Genomic DNA, 17,410 nt, shown 5'->3' on the forward strand with positions numbered 1-17,410 from the left:
AACCCGCCCGAGGCATGCCTCGGGCCCATGGCGCCAACGGTCCTGTCCAGGGCCACCCGCCGCCTCTGGTCAGTTTCCTGCGAGCGCGGCCAAAAGCCTGTCCCCTGCAGTGACATCTGCATCAACGAAAACGCCGGGCAATGCCCGGCGCTTCGCATCCCGTCTGGTGGAGAGCCCCCCTTCTGTTAAGGGGGGCGCGCCAGCGGCGCGGGGGATAGGTGAAATGCGCGGGCAATTCACCGGAGGTGGATCAGTTCTGAGGAACGACGTTCCTCAGAACTGGCCACCGAACGTGAATTGCAGCCGCTCGACCTTGTCGCCGTCTTCCTTCTTCAGCGGGAAGGCGTAGCTGATCGAGATCGGGCCGACCGGGGCGCGCCACAGCAGGGCCACACCGGTGGACACGCGCAGTTCGTTGGCCTTGAAGTTGTCCACGCCGGTGTAGACGTTGCCGAAGTCGACGAAGGCCGACACGCGTGCCGACGGGCTGTCGAACAGGCGCGGGAAGTAGGCTTCGACCGAACCGACGGTCTTCAGCGAACCACCCAGCGGCTGGCCTTCCGGATAACCGGCGGTGACTTCGCGCGGGCCGAGGGTGTTGTCCTCGAAGCCGCGCACTGAGTTGGTACCACCGGCGTAGAAGTTCTCGTAGAACGGCAGGCCCGATGCAGTGACCGAACGCAGGTTGCCATCCTTGTCCGGCACCATCGCGGTCTTGTCGCTGCCATAGCTGTCGCCGTAACCGACTTCGGCGCGGGTGTTGATGACCAGCGACGGCATGATCGGCCAGTACTTGCTGATCTGGTAGTTCAGCTTGTAGTACTCGATGGTCGAGCCCGGCAGCGTCGTTTCCAGGCCAACGCGCTGGTAGGTACCGCGGGTCGGCATGAAGTAGTCGTTGCGCGAGTCGCGTGCCCAGCCCAGCTCCGTGCGCCAGGCATGGAAGGTCTTGCTGCCCAGTACGTTGATGTAGTCGATGATCGACTGCGGGGTGGAGTTCTGGTAGGTGGTGATCTGGTTGCTGTCGATGCCGAACATCAGCGAGACGGTGTCGGTCTCGGTGATCGGCACGCCGAACACCACCTGTGCCGAACCGTTGGTGCTGTTGTACTGCGCGGTGTTGAAGTCGGAGTAGTCCAGTTCGCGCCAGGACAGGTTGTAGCCCAGCGAGACGCCGTCATCGGTGAAGTACGGATTGGTGTAGCTGAAGCCATAGCGCTGCAGGTAGCTGCTGCGCGAGGCTTCGACCGACACGCGGTTGCCGCCGCCGAGGAAGTTGTTCTGCGACAGCTGCACCGAGGTGGTCATGCCGTAGGACTGCGAATAGCCCAGGCCGAACACGAAGCTGCCCGAGGTGGTTTCCTTGACGTTGTAGACGACGTCGACCTGGTCGTTGCTGCCGCTGACGGCGGGGGTTTCCACGTCCACCGACTCGAAGTAGCCCAGGCGCTGCAGGCGGATCTTGGAGCGGTCGATCGCGGCCTGCGAGTACCAGCTGTTCTCGAACTGGCGCATTTCGCGACGCATCACTTCGTCGGACGTACGGGTATTGCCGCGGAACAGGATGCGGCGCACCGACACGCGCGGGCCGGGAACGACCTGCATGTTGATGGCGACGGTCTGCTCGGGGCGGTTGGTGGTCGGAATCGGGTTCACCTTGGCGAAGGCGTAGCCGATGTTGGACAGCGAGTTGGTGATGGTGTCCGAGCTGAATTCCAGCAGCGCACGCGAGAACGTGTCGCCGGACTTCTGGATCACCATGCGCTCGACGTCCTCCTGCGGGAGGATGGTGTCGCCGCTGACCTTGATCTCGGAGATCTTGTACTGCGCACCTTCGGTCACGCCGGCGGTGAGGAACATGTCGCGCTTGTCGGGGCTGATCGACACCTGGGTCGAGTCGATGCTGAAGTCGACGTAGCCGCGGTCCAGGTACCAGGAGTTGAGCTTTTCCAGATCGCCGGACAGCTTTTCCTTGGAGTACTGGTCGTCACGGCGGTACCACGACGCCCAGTTGTGCTCCTTGGACTCCCAGGTTTCCAGGATGTCCTTGCTCTCGAACTTCTCGGTGCCGACCAGGTTGACGTGGCGGATCTTGGCCGCCTTGCCTTCCTTGATGGCGATCGCGATGTCCACGCGGTTGCGGTCCAGCGGGCTGACCGTCGGGGTGATCTCGACGGTGTACTTGCCACGGTCGTTGTACTGGCGGCGCAGTTCCTGGGTCACGCGGTCCAGGCTCAGGCGGTCGAAAGTGCCACCCTCGGTCAGGCCGATGTCGGACAGGCCCTTGAGCAGCTGCTCGGACTTGATGTCCTTGTTGCCGGTCACGGTCAGCTTGTTGATCGCCGGGCGTTCCTTGACGGTCACCACCAGGATGCTGCCCTGGCGATCCAGCTGCACGTCTTCGAAGAAGCCGGTCTTGTACAGGGCGCGGATGGTCTCGCCGACCTTGTTGTCAGTGACCGTCTCGCCACGTTCCACCGGCAGGTAGGTGAACACCGTGCCCGAGCTGATGCGCTGCAGGCCATCGACGCGGATGTCGCTGACAGTGAAGGGCTCGGCTGCCTGGGCAAGGCCGGGGGCGCCGGTGACGGCGGCGAGGGCGAGGGCCAGCAGGCGGCGATTGGGGAGTCGCGTCATGTCACGTCCGGTAGGAAGGTCGATTTCATTGGTGCGGGATGCCGACGCTGTAGACGGCAACAACGTGGAAAAGTTCATCGCGGGACCAGGCCGAGGATGTCGTTGTAGAACGCCAACCCCATCAGCCCGGCCAGCAACGCCAAGCCGATGTATTGGCCGGCGGCGATGGCACGCTCGCTCAGCGGGCTGCCCTTGACCAACTCGATAAGGTAATACAGCAGGTGGCCGCCGTCCAAGATCGGGATCGGCAGCAGGTTGATGATGCACAGGCTGAGCGACAGCAGGGCAAGGAACTGCAGGAACCAGTCGAGGCCTCGCTTGGCCGAGACATTGGCCACGCGGGCGATGGTGACCGGCCCGGAAACGTTCTGCAGCGAGGCTTTGCCGGTGACGATGCGGCCCATCATGCCGAGCGAATCGGCCGCCAGGCGGCCGGTTTCACGTACCGCGACGGTGACCGAGTCCAACGGGCCGTAGCGCAGCAGGGTGTCGTAGGGCGGGCTGAATTTGGTCGGGAACTGAACGCCGATCTGCCAGGTGGGGTCGCCCTTGGCGTCCTGGCCCTTGCGTGGCGTGACTTCCAGCGCCAGGCGCTCGCCGCCACGCAGGACCTCGATCATGCCCGGGCCGCCAGCACGCCCGAGCGCCTGGATCTCACCGATCACCTGGTCGGCGCCGTCGATGCGCTGGCCGTCGATGGCCACGATCAGGTCGCCCGGTTGCAGTTGTCCGCTGACGACCGAATCCGGGGTCAGCGACTCCACCAGCGCCGGCTGCAGCCACGACTGCCAGTACAGGCCCGCCAGGATCGGCACCCGTCGTTCATCGAAACCGGCTGGCAGCTGCGACAGCGGAAGGGTGCGCACGCGCACCTGGTCCGCCGGGTCCAGCACTTCCAGCTTCACGTCACGGCGGTCCATTGCCGCAGCGGTCAGCGCCATGCTGGCCTCGCCCAGGGTCACCACCTGGCGCTCGTCCACGCGCAGCACACGGTCACCACTGCCGAGGCCGGCTGTGGCAGCGATGCCGCTGACGCGGCCGATGGTCGGCGAGTAGTCCTGCTTGCCGATCACGAACATCGCCCACAGCAGCAGGATGCACAGCAGCAGGTTGGCGATCGGTCCGGCCGCGACAATGGCGATGCGCTGCCAGACCGTCTTGTGGTTGAAAGCCTGGCCGCGTTCGTGCGGATGGACCTCCACCTCGCGTTCGTCGAGGAACTTCACGTAGCCACCCAGCGGGATGGCGGCAATGGCGAACTCGGTGCCGTGCTTGTCGCGACGCGACCACAGCGGGCGCCCGAAGCCGACCGAGAAGCGCAGCACCTTGACCCCGCACAGGCGGCCGATCCAGTAATGCCCGAATTCGTGGAAGGTGACCAGCAGCCCGAGGCTGACAATCATCCACCAGACCGATCCGATGAAATCAGTCATGCAGGCTCACATTGGCGGGCAGGGGCGGCGTCGTCATGCTGGGCGAGGCGTTCGTTCAGGCGGCGGCGATGGTGTTCAGGGTGAGCTGGCGTGCCCGCTGGTCGGCGGACAACAGAACCTCAAGTGTATCGGCTGCTTGGGTCGGCAGTGTTGAAAGAGCGTTAGCAACCAGTTCCGGAATGGTCAGGAAACCGATCCGGCCCTGAAGAAACGCTGAAACCGCCTCTTCATTGGCGGCGTTCAGCACGGCCGGGGCGGTGCCGCCGGCCTGCATGGCCTGCCAGGCCAGCGCCAGGCACGGGAAGGCCTCGGTATCCGGGGCCTCGAAATCGAGCCGGCCCTGCGCCAGCAGGTCCAGCCCGGCCACGCCCGATTCGATGCGCTGCGGCCAGCCGAGGCCAACGGCCAGGGTGGTGCGCATGTCCGGCAGGCCCATCTGGGCCAGGGTCGAACCGTCAACGAACTCGACCAGCGAATGGACCAGGCTCTGCGGGTGCACCAGCACTTCAATGCGCTCGCCGGGGACGCCGAACAGGTGGTGGGCCTCGATCACTTCCAGGCCCTTGTTCATCAACGTCGCCGAATCGACCGAGATCTTCGGGCCCATCGACCACTTCGGGTGGGCTATGGCCTGCGCCGGGGTGACCGCGGCGAGGTCGGCGCGGCTGCGGCCGCGGAATGGACCGCCGGACGCAGTGAGCAGAATGCGACGCACGCCGGCGCCATCGACACTGGCGTCGCGCGAGCGCAGGCACTGGAAGATCGCGCTGTGCTCGCTGTCGATCGGGATGATCTCGGCGCCCGCCTGCTGGGCAGTACGGGTCAGCAGTTCGCCGGCCAGCACCAGTGATTCCTTGTTGGCCAGCAGGATGCGCTTGCCGGCTGCAGCAGCGGCCAGGGTCGAGGACAGCCCGGCGGCACCGACAATCGCCGCGACCACGGTGTCGCAGGCGTCGCTGGCAGCCAACTGGTCCAGCGCGGCATGGCCGGCGTGGGCCTCGGTGGACAGGCCGGCTTGGCGCAGGCCGTCGCGCAGCTCGGTAAACAGCGATTCGTCGGCGATCACCGCATGCACCGGCTGGTGCTGCCGGCACAGCGCCAGCAGCGCCTGCACCTGGCGGCCGGCGGCGAGCACGGTGGCCCGGTAACGCTGCGGATGGCGGGCGATCACGTCGAGCGTGGAGGCACCGATCGAGCCGGTGGCGCCGAACACGGCGACCCGGCGCAGGTCTGCGACAGCATTCATGGTCAGAACCCGAAGATTTCCTTGCCCAGCGCGAACACAGGCACGGCGGCGAGAACACCGTCGACACGGTCGAGCACGCCACCATGGCCCGGGATCAGGTGTCCCGAGTCCTTGGCACCGGCGTGGCGCTTGATCAGGCTCTCGAACAGATCGCCCAGCACCGAAGCGAACACCGCCACCACCGAGGTGATCATCAGGCCCGGCAGGTGTGCGATGTCGATGCCGGCCAGCCAGCCCAGGCCGACGGCCACGGCGACACCGGCCAGCAGGCCACCGAACAGGCCTTCCCAGGTCTTGTTCGGGCTGATGCGCGGGGCCAGCTTGTGCTTGCCGAAGTGACGACCCGCGAAATAGGCGCCCGAATCGGCGGCCCAGACCAGCGCCAGCGCGGCCAGCAGCCACAGGTGGCCCTGCTTGCCAGGCGGATCGCCACCAGCGTGGATCAGTACCAGCGCGGCCCAGGCCGGGACGATGGCCAGGGTGCCGGCCAGCATCTTCACGATCCGCGAGGGCGCCGAAGGCTGTGCGCCGAAGTTGAAGAAGCGCAGCCAGACCAGCGCTGCCAGCCACCAGGCAACGCCGGCCAGGGTGGTGATCTGGAACAGCACCAGCGTGCTGCCATCGGCCCAGACCAGCAGCACCATCAGCAGCAGGTTCAGCACCAGCAGCACGGTACGCGCCAGGGTGTCTTCGATCCCGGCCAGTTTCAGCCACTCCCACAGGCCGATCAGCAGCACGGCAGCGGCGGCGGCGGCCAGCCATTGCGTCGGCAGCAGCAGGATCGCGGCAATGGCGACCGGCGCCATGATCAGCGCGGCGAGGACTCGGGTCTTGGTCATGGGCTGGTGGTCTCGGTGGCCAGTGCGGCGATCTGGGCGCTGGTCAGGCCGAAGCGGCGCTCGCGGCTGCCATAGGCGTCCAGCGCCTGTTGCAGCAGGGCGGCGTCGAAGTCCGGCCACAGTGCCTCGGTGAACCACAGCTCGGTATATGCCAGCTGCCACAGCAGGAAGTTGCTGATGCGGGTGTCGCCACCGGTGCGGATGAACAGGTCCGGCGGTGGCAGATCGGCCAGCGCGACCTGGCGGCCCAGCAGCGATTCGTCGATCTGTTCGGGCAGCAGGCGGCCTGCCGCGACTTGGGCGGCCAGTTCGCGCGCGGCACGCGCGATGTCCTGGCGGCCACCGTAACTTGCGGCGATCGACAGGGTCAGGGTGGTGTTGTCGGCGGTGCGCTGCTCGGCCAGCTGCATGCGGCTGACCAGCCCGGCGCCGAAGCGTTCGCGCTCGCCGATGAAGCGCACGCGCACGCCACGCCGATGCAGCTCGTCCACTTCGCGATCGAGCGCGCCGAGGAACAGCTTCATCAACGCATCGACTTCTTCCTGCGGCCGGCCCCAGTTCTCGCTGGAAAAGGCGAACAGGGTCAGCGCCGGGATGCCCAGTTCAAGGCAGCGCTCGATGGTGCGGTTGACCGCGCGCGCGCCGGCACGGTGGCCGATCACGCGCGGACGACGGCGCTGCTGTGCCCAACGTCCATTGCCATCCATGATGATGGCGATGTGGCGGGGCAGGGCAGCCGGCAGCGGAGGCGGGACTGAAGGCATCGACTTCAGACCGACAGCAGTTCTTTTTCCTTGTCGGCGACGACCTTGTCGACGTCCTTGATATTGGCGTCGGTCAGCTTCTGGATGTCGTCTTCGCCGCGCTTCTTCTCGTCTTCGCTGATCGCCTTGTCCTTGTCCAGCTTGGCGATTTCCTTGTTCGCGTCCTGGCGGATGTTGCGGATCGCGATCTTGGCGCCTTCACCTTCCTTCTGCACCTGCTTGGCCAGCTCCTTGCGGCGCTCTTCGGTCGGCGGCGGCATGTTGATGCGGATCGCGGTGCCCAAGGTGTTCGGGGTGAACTCGGCGTTGTAGAGACCCTTCTCGATCTCCTTGATCATGCTCTTGTCGAACGGCGTGACCAGCAGCGAGTGGGCGTCGGCGTTGGAGATCGACGCAACCTGGTTCAGCGGGGTGCTGGCATTGCCGTAGGCATTGACCGTGACGCGGTCCAGCAGGGCCGGCGTGGCGCGGCCAGTGCGGATCGAGGTGAGGGTGTGCTTCAGAGCGTCGATGCTCTTGGCCATGCGCGTCTGCGCGTTGTTCTTGATGTCGTTGAGCATCGCCCGGTCCTGGGTGTAACTGGAATCGGGCGATTATAGGCGAATACGGGACGCTGCCGGGCCTGAATCGGCCCGCAGCTCGCCTGGCGCTCAGGCTCAGGCCGGATCGCGGCCCTGGACCAGGGTGCCGATGTTCTCGCCGTTGAGGATCTTCAGCAGCTCACCGGGCTGGCCCATGTCGAATACGCGCATCGGCAGGTCGCTGTCGCGGGCCAGCGCGAAGGCGGCGGTATCCATCACTTCCAGGCCGCGGCGGATCACTTCGTCGTAGCTCAGGCTGTCGAAGCGGACCGCGTCGCTGTACTTGTTCGGGTCCTTGTCGTAGACGCCATCGACCTTGGTCGCCTTCAGCAGCAGGTCGGCGCCGATTTCAATGGCGCGCAGGGCGGCGCCCGAATCGGTGGTGAAGAACGGGCTGCCGACGCCGGCGGCGAAGATCACCAGGCGGCCCTTTTCCAGGTGGCGGATGGCGCGGCGGCGGATGTAGTCCTCGCACACGTCGTTGATCTTGATCGCGCTCATCACGCGGGCCTTGGCGCCCAGCTTTTCAAGGGCATCCTGCATGGCCAGCGCATTGATGACCGTGGCCAGCATGCCCATCTGGTCGCCGGTGACCCGGTCCATGCCGCCGGCGGCCAGGCCGGCGCCGCGGAAGATGTTGCCGCCACCGATCACCAGTGCCACTTCCGCACCGGCCTGCTGGGCTTCGATGACTTCGCGGGCCAGGCGGTTGATGATCTTCGGGTCGATGCCGTAGTCCTCATCTCCCATCAGCGCCTCCCCGGACAGTTTCAGAAGGATGCGGCGATAGGCGAGCTTGGACATAGGGACCTCGGGTGCGTGGAAATCGCGGGCGATTCTACGCGCATGCAGCGTTGCGCCAAAGTGTTTTGTGCACTGCGGCGTAAAATACCGGCGTTCACCCCGGTCATCCGGGGCGTTCGTTCAGCCCAGTTCGGCGCCGGCAGTGGCTGACAGCTCGTCGTGGCCGAGGGCGCCGGGCGAGCGGGCGATCACCCGGTTGCGGCCCAGGTTCTTCGAGCGGTACAGCACGTCGTCGGCGGCGCGCAGCAGGTCCTGCACGTCAGCGAAGCGCTCGTAGCCGCCCTGGGTGGCCACGCCGGCGGAGAAGGTGACGAACAGCGGCCCGCTCTCGATCTCGGCCATCGGCGTGGCAACGATGTTGGCCAATACCCGGCGGATTACGTCCAGTGCCACCGATTCGCTGGTGTTGGGCAGCAGCGCAACGAACTCCTCGCCGCCGAAGCGGGCTACGGTGTCGCTGTTGCGCAGCTGGCCCTGCAGCTTGCCGGCGAAGGCCCGCAGCACTTCGTCGCCGGTCAGGTGGCCGTGCGCGTCGTTGATCTTCTTGAAGTCGTCGAGGTCGATGAAGGCCACCGACAGTGGCCAGCCCTGGCGGCCGGCGCGCAGGAATTCCTGTTCCAGCACCGCCTCCAACTGGCGGCGGTTGAGCACGCCGGTCAGTGCGTCGCGGTGCGCCTGGTCGGCCAGGCGCTTGGCCCGGGCCTCGAATTCGTCGGCGCGACGACGTGCCTGGTCGGCATCCTGCAGTTCGCGCAGGTTGCGCAGGGTCGCCAGTTCCTGGGCGTGGTCGATCAGTTCGCGCACCCGCGACGGCGAGTTCAGTCCGGCCTCGAACAGGCTGGCGATGTCCGGCAGGGCGGCACTGATGCGGGCCAGCACCTGGTCGAAGCGGGCGCTGTCCAGCTCCAGGCGGTCGTGAACCTGCTGCAGAGCGCGTTCGCGGGCAGCGTCGGCATCGCTATCCAGCCAGATGTCGGCCACCGCGCCGGACAGCTGCACGCACGCCTGGAACGGCGATTCGGCAGCGCCTTCGTCCTCGCTGTGGCTGATGCTTTCCACCAGGTAGCGCGGCAGGCCCCATTGTTCGGCCACCCAGGCGCCGACATCGGCGTGGCTGCAGCCCAGTTCGCTGCGCTCGCGCGCCACCAGGTCGGTGTTGTCGCCGGCCTCGCGCAGCAGCGGCAGGTAGCGTTCCGACTCGGCCTGGGCCAGGCACAGCACGCCGAGGTCCTGCAGCAGGCCGGCCAGCATCAGCTCCTCCAGCCGGCGCAGGCCGCGGGCCTGGCCCAGCTGGCTGGCGGCCAGTGCGCTGAGGATGCTGCGCTTCCAGGCGCGCTGGCGCAGGTCGTGGTCGGCACCGGCACCGCCGGTCAGGCCCTGGGTGACGGTGAAGCCCAGAGCGAGGCTGATCGTGGCGTTCAGGCCGAGCATGGTCAGTGCCTGGCCGAGGTTCTCGATCCGGCGGCGGCTGGCATACAGCGGCGAATTGGCGATGCGCAGCATGCGAGCGCTCAGCGCCATGTCGATGGCGATGATGTCGGCGGCGGTGGCGATGTCCGCTTCCGGGTCCTGGGCCAGTTCGATGATGCGCAGGGCAATACCGGGTGGCGAAGGCAGGTTGCGGCAGAGCGCCAGGGCAGCTGTCAGCTCAGGAGGCATGTCGGGTCGTTCAATTCCATTAGGACAAGAATACCTAGGATTGCATCACAGTCTGCGACTTTCGTTCCTGCTATGTGACTGTGGATTCCCTGCGCCGAGTATCGGCCTGATTCGCGCGCAACGCAAAGGTGTCGGTGTGCGCACCAGCGGTGCGCATCCACCGGCGGGGCATGGGTTCACCCCTTGGCCCGTACATAAAAAAAGAGCCGCGGTTTCCCGCGGCTCCTTCTGGTCGCATCACAGCCGGGAGGCTGGAATCAGACCTGCATCGCCTTGGCAACTTCGGCGGCGTAGTCTTCCACCACCTTCTCGATGCCTTCGCCGACGACCAGCAGCTTGAAGCCTGCCACGTCGGCGCCAGCGGCCTTGACCACCTGCTCGACGGTGGTGTCGCCCAGCACGTAGGTCTGGCCGTACAGGGTCACGTCGCTGACGATCTTGTTGATCTTGCCGCTGATGATCTTTTCCAGGATGTCGGCCGGCTTGGCCTTGTCCTTTTCGGACATCTTGGCCAGCTCGATTTCCTTTTCCTTCTCGACGAACTCGGCCGGGACGTCCGCAGCCTTGTTGTGCGGCGGCTTCAGGGCAGCCACGTGCATGGCCAGGCCACGGGCCAGCTCGACGTCGCCGCCGACCAGGTCGACCAGCACGCCAACCTTGCCGTTGGTGTGGACGTAGGCGCCGATGGTGTTGTTGCCATCAACCTTCACCATGCGACGGATCTGGATGTTCTCACCCAGGGTCTGCACGGCGGTGGCGCGGGCTTCTTCAACGGTGCGGCCGTCGGCCAGCTTGGCAGCCTTCACAGCTTCGACGTCGTTGGCGCCCGATGCCAGGGCGGCAGCGGCGACGGAATCGACGAAATTCTTGAAGTTGACGTCGTTGGCGACGAAGTCGGTTTCCGAGTTGACTTCGACCAGCACGGCCTTGCCGCCATCCTGGGCCAGGCCCAGACGGCCTTCGGCGGCCACGCGGTCAGCCTTCTTGTCGGCCTTTGCAGCGCCGGACTTGCGCATGGCTTCAGCAGCGGCGTCGATGTCGCCGTTGGCTTCGGTGAGAGCCTTCTTGCATTCCATCATGCCGGCGCCGGTGCGCTCGCGCAGTTCCTTGACCAGGGAAGCAGTGATTTCCACGGGATTACCTCACGAAAGAAAGGGGTTGGGCCGGCATGGTGGCCGGCCCGTGTGACAGTGTCCTGTCGTCGCGCCATCGGCAGCGGACAGGACAGGTGGGCGCGTGGCGCCCACCGGGGCCTGGATCAGGCCTGGGCTTCGCCCTTGTCGGCAGCAGCCTTCTTGGCCGGAGCGCGGCGGGCCGGCTTGGCGTCTTCGGCCGGAGCGTCGGCGAACTCTTCTTCACGGACGGTAGCAGCGTGCGGAGCAGCAGCCTTGCCTTCCAGCACGGCGTCGGCAGCGGCGCGCGAGTACAGCTGCACGGCACGGATGGCGTCGTCGTTGCCCGGGATCGCGTAATCCACCAGTTCCGGGTTGTAGTTGGTATCAACCACGGCGATGACCGGGATGCCCAGCTTCTTGGCTTCCTTGATGGCGATGTCTTCGTGGCCGATATCGATCACGAAGATGGCGTCCGGCAGGCGGTTCATGTCCTTGATGCCGCCCAGCGAGGCTTCCAGCTTGTCGCGCTCGCGACGCAGGCCCAGCACTTCGTGCTTGACCAGCTTTTCGAAGGTGCCGTCGGTTTCACCGGCTTCCAGTTCCTTCAGGCGGGCAACCGACTGCTTGACGGTACGGAAGTTGGTCAGGGTGCCGCCCAGCCAACGCTGGTTCATGAACGGCATGCCGCAACGCTCGGCTTCTTCCTTGATGGTTTCGCGGGCGCTGCGCTTGGTGCCCAGGAACAGGACGGTGCCGCGCTTCTGGGCAACCGACGAGATGAAGTTCATCGCATCGTTGAACAGCGGGACGGTCTTTTCCAGGTTGATGATGTGGATCTTGCCGCGGGCGCCGAAGATGTACGGAGCCATCTTCGGGTTCCAGTAGCGGGTCTGGTGGCCGAAGTGGACGCCGGCTTCCAGCATCTGACGCATGGTGACCTGGGGCATTGCAATACTCCTGATATGGAACCGGCGATTCCGCCCGCGGGGATAGGTATGCGGGACGCGTGGAAGCGCGGATGGTTCCGGGGTTGGGCTTCCCTGTTGCCTCCGTGGCCGAACTCCTTGCGGAGCACCCCGGCACGGATGGGGGCAGCAGGTGTGGATTCACCGGTGACGTCCGGTGTGGACGATGTCCCGCGCACAAGGCGGCAGGTCATCCCGGCGATTATAGCCCGGCGGCGGCGGCGGCCGCAAATGACGGGGGAGCGGCCTCCAGCGCGGCCTCGCCGGCATGGTTCAGGCGGGCCCTGAATCCCCCGCCCGCGTAGGCATCGGCTCGCCATGGAAGCGTCCACATGCGGGCGCGCCCCGGCAGCACGTAGCCGGCCAGCCCGTCGATCAGGTGCTGGCGGTGGCCGCGGGAATCAACAAACACCAGGTCCACCAGCTGGGCACGGCCGGAGCCGCCATTATGCAGCCACAGCTGCGGGGGCAGGCCGGGAGGGGAGCGCACCTGCACCTGCAGGGCTGCTGTCACCGGGGTGGGTGGGTCCAGGAACACCGGCAATGAGTAGCGGATGGCCAGCGCAGATGGCAGGTCTGGCGCCGGGCTTATCACCAGCCGGTAGGCCCGCTGCACGCCGGCCGGGGGCGGGGCCAGGCTGACCAGGCGGAGCCTCTGCCGCTGGCCTGCAGCGATCTCCAGTCGGGCCGGGCTCACGGCCACGTCGTCGGCGGGCAACAGCACTTCGCTCTGCTCCTGTTGCTCCCAGCGGTACAGTCGGGCCTGGCCGCTCCAGCCGGTGGCGTCGGTGTTGCGCAACCACAGTTCACCGTCGGCGCGTGCAGCCGACAACCGCACTTCGGTGCTGGACAGCTCCAGGCCGTAGCTGAGGCGCGGTACAGCTGACAGCGCCAGACACAGCAACAGGCGCAGCATCAATAGGTCACCGTCACCAGGGTAGCCGCCGCCTCCGCGGGTGGTGCGGGCGTCAGCGCCTGCACTTGTGGTGGCACCGGTGTGGGGGCGTCGCTGCGTTGCAGGGGCTGCGCGCGTGCATCGGTGATCCGCAGGGTGATGGTCAGGCTGTCCTGTGCCGGCAGGGCGGCAGGTTGTGCGGACCCTACGCAGGGTGCCGTGCCGACGAAGGCGAGGGCGAGAAGGAAACGCAGGTGCATCACATGGAAGGGCGGAAGGGACGCAGCCGGTATCGGCGCATGCGCGGCGATCTGTAATCGGCGGCGGCAGGCAGTGAGTCGTCAGTAGGTAATGGTAACCGTGACCGTATCGGTATAGGCGCCCGGCGGTGTGGAGGTCGCAGGCGTTGGCGCGACCCGGCCGTAGATGGTGAGGTTCTGGGCGGACCCATTGCCTGTCCCGGCCACCGTGCTGGTGTTGAGCACGTTGCCCCAGCGCAGTGTGCGGGCCGCGTTCTGGTACAGCTCATAGGGCACGGTCGCGCCGGTAGTGCCCACGCGCATGCGCCGATTGCCGCTGCCATCGGCATTGCTGCCATTGTCCAGGCCGATCTGGAACGGGCTGCGGTTGACGCAGGTCAGGCTGAACACCGCCGTGCGGTCGATGTTTGCCAGGACCGTGCCGGTGCTGCTGCCAAAATCCATCGGTGCGGTTACATAGGTGCCGCAGGCTGGATTGACCGTGGCGTTGGCGATCACCGACATCGTCGCGGTGATCAGGCCCGAGTTGCCGGTGACGGTGGGGGAAGTCACGGTGCAGTTGGCCGGGTAGGGCGGCGTACCCAGCAGGGGTTCGTTGTAGGCGTACTGGAATGTCGCCGCCAGGGTGCTGGTGAATGTGCCGGCCGACAGCACCTGGCTGGCGGGATAGCGGCCATAGAGGATGACCGTGCCCGACCCCGATCCACCCAGCGCCGGCACCGGGTACTGCATCTGGTACATGGCCCAGGCCGGACTGCTGGCAACGCTGCTGCCGATCACGGTGGTGCGGTTGGCGTCGCTGTAGATCTGGTAGTTGAGGCGGTCGCCGAAGCTGTTGGCGAACGTGCGCGATGGCGTGATGGTGGTGCCGCCCGTTCCCGCCGGCAGGCCCACGCAGAAGGTGACGCGTACATTGGCCAGCAGGGCGACGGCTCCGGTGGTGCAGGTGATGGTGAAGGAGGTGGTGGTATCGACCAGGCCGTTGGAAACCGTGCCGAAGGCCAGGGTGGGGCTGCTCAGCGAACAGCTGGTCGCGGCCTGCGCGGGCAGGGCCTGCATGCCCAGCCACAGCGCCAGCAGCGCACCCAGTAGACGGATCATGGCCGTGGCTCGGCGATACAGCGCACCGCCGGCAACCGGCGCGTGCCCGCTGCCGGCCGCTGCACCTGCGCACGGCAGCGGCCGAGCTCACTGTCGATCAGCAGAGTCGCCGCCTCGGCGCTGAACTCCAGCCAGGCCTGGCCGTCGTGCCCGATAACGGTCGGTGCGATGCCCTGACCCTGCACCCGTGCACCCAGCGGCAGTGGTTTGCCATCGGCGTCTGTCAGCGTCAGCAATGCACCATGCGATTGCCGCAGCGGGAACTCCACCCGCATGCCGGCGCTCTGGCGCGGGGTAGCAAGTGTCTCCACCTGTTCGGCGCGCAGATCGGCGGGCAGGCCAAGGGTGTCGATGGTCAAGCGGTTGCGCTGCCACGACAGCAGGGGGGTGACCAGCAGCAGGCCCTTGTCATCGGTGACGCCTACCGGACGGTTCTCCAGCAGCACCGGAACGCCGGGGCGGCCGGTGGACACCACCGCGAAGGCATCGGGTACCTCGCGCGCGGCGAACACGCTGCCGGCCATCCATACCAGGCTGCCGCTGGCATTGCCGTAAGCGAAGGTCTGGCCGCTGTTGCGGGAAATGCCGGCCGAATAGCGGCCATGAGCGCCCAGTGCGCCAATCTCGGCCAGGCCGCCGCCATCATCGCGTGCCTGCAGGCGCCAGCCGGGGCCGCCGCGGCTGCCATCGCCGGGCACCGGGCGCATGATCTCGGCACTGGCGTAGTGGCGCTCGCCATTGCGCTGGGCCGACAGGCTGGCCTGGCGATCCTCGCCAAGCCGGGTGCCCAGCGATAGATAGACGCTGCGGTTGCGCCGCTGGTCGATGTCCTGGGTGGCTGACAGATAGGCATTCCAGCGGCCGAACGCGCGCGACCAGAACAGGCTCAGGTAGCGGCTGCGGCTGAAGGGCAGCGCCTGCGGCGGCGCCGGCTGCGGTGCGTCCAGCAATGGTTGCGGCTGGTCCAGGCGCAGGTAGCTGATGCTGAACGAGCCCAGATGCTCCAGGTCAACGCCGAAGGAGGCCTGCTCGCTCACCCGGGGCGGTACGTTGTCCTGCAGGCTGCCCAGATCGCGGTAGTCGCCGCTGGTACGGCGGCTGGCCAGATTGACGTTGAAGCGGCGGTTGTTCCAGTTGTAGCCCATGCCGTACTGGCGGCCATTGCGCTGGCCGTCGCGGCTTTCGCTCCAGTTGGCGCTGAGCACACCGGCCCGCCCCAGCAGCCAGGCGCCGCCAAGCCCTGCGTTGACGATGCCGCCTCCGCCTTCGGCATGGGCCTCTGCAGTGAAGCGGTTGTTGACGCCCCGTCGCAGGGTGGCGCTGGCAACCGTGTCGGCGTCGTAGCGGAAGGAGTGGATGCCATAGTCGCGCCGCAGCCGGCCGATGCCCGCCGACCAGTCGGACAGGCCGGCGCCCAGCAGCTGCTGGGTGCCGTAGAAGGAGAAATCCAGCGTCTGCATGCGGCCGAACGCATCGGTGACCACCACCTGCGCCGTGCCCGTGCCGTTGATGCCTGGCTGCGCCGCCAGCTGGAACGGGCCGACCGGCACCTGCCCGCTGTATTGGCGCAGGCCGTCGATGTACAGCTCGACACTGGAGGGGACCACCGCCTCGCCGAGGAAGGCCGGCGTCGGGGTCAGGATACGGTACGGCTGCAGCCCGTAGTTTCGACCGATCTGGATGCCGGCCATGCGCGCCGGCCGTGACCATTCCAGAAAGCCGCTGTAGAAATCGCCTACGGTCAGGGTCAGTGCCTGCTCTGGCAGGTCCAGGCGCCAGCTGGTATCCAGCCGAACCGATTCCTGCTGCCAGCCCTCGCCGGGCAACTGGTAGCTGCGCATCAGTGTGGTGTTGCGCAGGGTGCCGTTGCCGAACCCGAACAGGCGCAGGTCGCTGTTGAGGCTGACGTTGCCCAGCCCGTCGCTGTGGCTAGCATAGACGTCGTAATTGAGAGCCATGCCCGGCGATACCTGCGCCTCCGGAGCGGTCTCGCTGCCCCTGCCCAGCTGTGCCACCGGCAGCTGCAGCTGCTGCAGCGGCACCTGCAGGTCGAGAACCTGAAGGCTGGCGTCGTAATGCACCACCAGCTGCGCGATCTGATCCAGATAAACCGGTGCATCGCCCTGCACCGGAAAGCCGAGCTGGCGCAGCGTGGCAGCGGGCGCCTGCAGTCGCCCGGCCTGCTCGTGGAACAGCAGCAGCCCGCGCGGGGCGTGGTTGAGGCTGGTGTCCAGGTACAGCGCCTGCGGCGCGGTCAATGGTGTGGGGGCCGGCAGCGAGACTTCAGCGGAGATGTCGGCGCCAGCCGGCAGTCCGCGGCCGGCGCCATGCACGGAAACCGATGCCAGTCCGGTGCAGCAGGCCAGCACGCAGGCCTCAGCGAGCCGGCGGCGTCGTGGGCAGGGGCGTAAGCTGCGACCCACCATTGATCCTCGCACTGAAGATGCCGCCTGCCAGTTGTGCAGGGGCCTGCTGCAGCGCCCAACGCATGGTCTGCCCGGGCAGCACATAGCCGACCAGGCCAGGCAGCAACGGCGTGCTGCGTTGGCCCAGCAGGACGGCCAGGTCGGCGACCTGCGCCTGTCCATCGCCGCTGTTGTGCACTTCCAGCATTGCCGGGCCGGCACCGTCCTGGATCAGCCGCGCCTGCAGCCGGGGTGCGGGTGGCTTGCCCTCGGGTTGCACGAACACGGGAATGGAATAGCGCAATACGAACTGCATCCCCTGGCGGGTGGGGTCATAGGCAGGGATCTCATCGACGATGACCCGGAATGCCTGCTGGACGGCGGGAGCGCTGGCATCGACGCGGACCAGGCGGACCAGCTGCCGCTGGCCGGCCGCCAGTGACTGCATGGGCGGGCTGGGCAGCAGGGCGTCACTGGCTTCCAGCTGGTCACGCCCGTCGGCCTGCTGCCATCGGTAGATACGCACCTGCACCTGCACCGGCTCGGTGCCGCTGTTGCTGATCCACAGCGCCTCGGCGTTCTGGTTGGCGCGCAGTTCGAACTGGGTGGGGGATACCTGCAGGCTGGCCGCCATGCAGAAGGCAGGCGGCAACGCGAGCACCATCAACGCCAGCTGTTGCAAGCGGCGTCCGCGGGGCATTGGCAT

Annotated in this window: 15 protein-coding genes; all 15 read right to left on the reverse strand. The window is 66.9% G+C overall.

Annotated elements, in window-relative coordinates; translation table 11 throughout:
• Positions 1-273: 273 nt before the first annotated feature.
• Positions 274-2,637, reverse strand: a complete 2,364-nt coding sequence (bamA, locus tag AC3ITW_RS06810; RefSeq protein WP_489390168.1) for an outer membrane protein assembly factor BamA — start codon at positions 2,635-2,637, stop codon at positions 274-276.
• A 74-nt stretch (positions 2,638-2,711) separates the two neighbouring features.
• Positions 2,712-4,070 carry an RIP metalloprotease RseP gene (gene rseP / locus AC3ITW_RS06815; RefSeq protein WP_004151030.1) on the reverse strand — a complete coding sequence of 453 codons (1,359 nt, stop codon included), beginning with the start codon at positions 4,068-4,070 and terminating at the stop codon, positions 2,712-2,714.
• A 55-nt stretch (positions 4,071-4,125) separates the two neighbouring features.
• Positions 4,126-5,316, reverse strand: a complete 1,191-nt coding sequence (locus AC3ITW_RS06820) for a 1-deoxy-D-xylulose-5-phosphate reductoisomerase (protein WP_448122738.1) — start codon at positions 5,314-5,316, stop codon at positions 4,126-4,128.
• A gap of 2 nt (positions 5,317-5,318) precedes the next feature.
• Positions 5,319-6,155 carry a phosphatidate cytidylyltransferase gene (locus tag AC3ITW_RS06825; protein WP_489390169.1) on the reverse strand — a complete coding sequence of 279 codons (837 nt, stop codon included), beginning with the start codon at positions 6,153-6,155 and terminating at the stop codon, positions 5,319-5,321.
• On the reverse strand, positions 6,152-6,919 hold the full coding sequence (gene uppS, locus AC3ITW_RS06830) for a polyprenyl diphosphate synthase (protein WP_489390170.1): 768 nt from the start codon (positions 6,917-6,919) through the stop codon (positions 6,152-6,154). Before uppS ends, AC3ITW_RS06825 begins: the two co-directional genes overlap by 4 nt.
• 5 nt (positions 6,920-6,924) lie before the next feature.
• Positions 6,925-7,479 (reverse strand): ribosome recycling factor, encoded by a 555-nt coding sequence (frr, locus tag AC3ITW_RS06835; protein ID WP_004151064.1) that lies wholly within the window; start codon positions 7,477-7,479, stop codon positions 6,925-6,927.
• Between the two features lie 96 nt (positions 7,480-7,575).
• On the reverse strand, positions 7,576-8,304 hold the full coding sequence (gene pyrH / locus AC3ITW_RS06840; RefSeq protein ID WP_012510513.1) for a UMP kinase: 729 nt from the start codon (positions 8,302-8,304) through the stop codon (positions 7,576-7,578).
• Positions 8,305-8,424: 120 nt separating this feature from the next.
• Positions 8,425-9,963: a GGDEF domain-containing protein gene (locus tag AC3ITW_RS06845; protein ID WP_004151067.1), complete on the reverse strand. Its 1,539-nt coding sequence runs from the start codon at positions 9,961-9,963 to the stop codon at positions 8,425-8,427.
• Between the two features lie 257 nt (positions 9,964-10,220).
• Complete coding sequence (tsf, locus tag AC3ITW_RS06850) at positions 10,221-11,096, reverse strand: translation elongation factor Ts (RefSeq protein ID WP_004151069.1); 876 nt, start codon at positions 11,094-11,096, stop codon at positions 10,221-10,223.
• Positions 11,097-11,221: 125 nt separating this feature from the next.
• Positions 11,222-12,025, reverse strand: coding sequence for a 30S ribosomal protein S2 (gene rpsB / locus AC3ITW_RS06855; RefSeq protein WP_012510514.1), 804 nt, complete (start codon positions 12,023-12,025; stop codon positions 11,222-11,224).
• A gap of 220 nt (positions 12,026-12,245) precedes the next feature.
• A complete protein-coding gene (locus tag AC3ITW_RS06860) occupies positions 12,246-12,959 on the reverse strand; it encodes a fimbrial biogenesis chaperone (RefSeq protein WP_004151077.1) in 714 nt (237 codons plus the stop codon).
• Positions 12,959-13,198 (reverse strand): hypothetical protein, encoded by a 240-nt coding sequence (locus AC3ITW_RS06865; RefSeq protein WP_012510516.1) that lies wholly within the window; start codon positions 13,196-13,198, stop codon positions 12,959-12,961. Before AC3ITW_RS06865 ends, AC3ITW_RS06860 begins: the two co-directional genes overlap by 1 nt.
• An 81-nt stretch (positions 13,199-13,279) precedes the next feature.
• Positions 13,280-14,299: a Csu type fimbrial protein gene (locus AC3ITW_RS06870; RefSeq protein WP_004151079.1), complete on the reverse strand. Its 1,020-nt coding sequence runs from the start codon at positions 14,297-14,299 to the stop codon at positions 13,280-13,282.
• The gene (locus AC3ITW_RS06875) at positions 14,296-16,725 is read right to left on the reverse strand and encodes a fimbria/pilus outer membrane usher protein (protein WP_081307553.1); all 2,430 of its coding nucleotides are present in this window, start codon (positions 16,723-16,725) and stop codon (positions 14,296-14,298) included. The genes AC3ITW_RS06870 and AC3ITW_RS06875 overlap by 4 nt, the downstream gene beginning before the upstream one ends.
• On the reverse strand, positions 16,676-17,410 hold the full coding sequence (locus AC3ITW_RS06880; RefSeq protein WP_004151081.1) for a fimbrial biogenesis chaperone: 735 nt from the start codon (positions 17,408-17,410) through the stop codon (positions 16,676-16,678). The genes AC3ITW_RS06875 and AC3ITW_RS06880 overlap by 50 nt, the downstream gene beginning before the upstream one ends.

The organism is Stenotrophomonas sp. KH_052 (assembly GCF_057838755.1).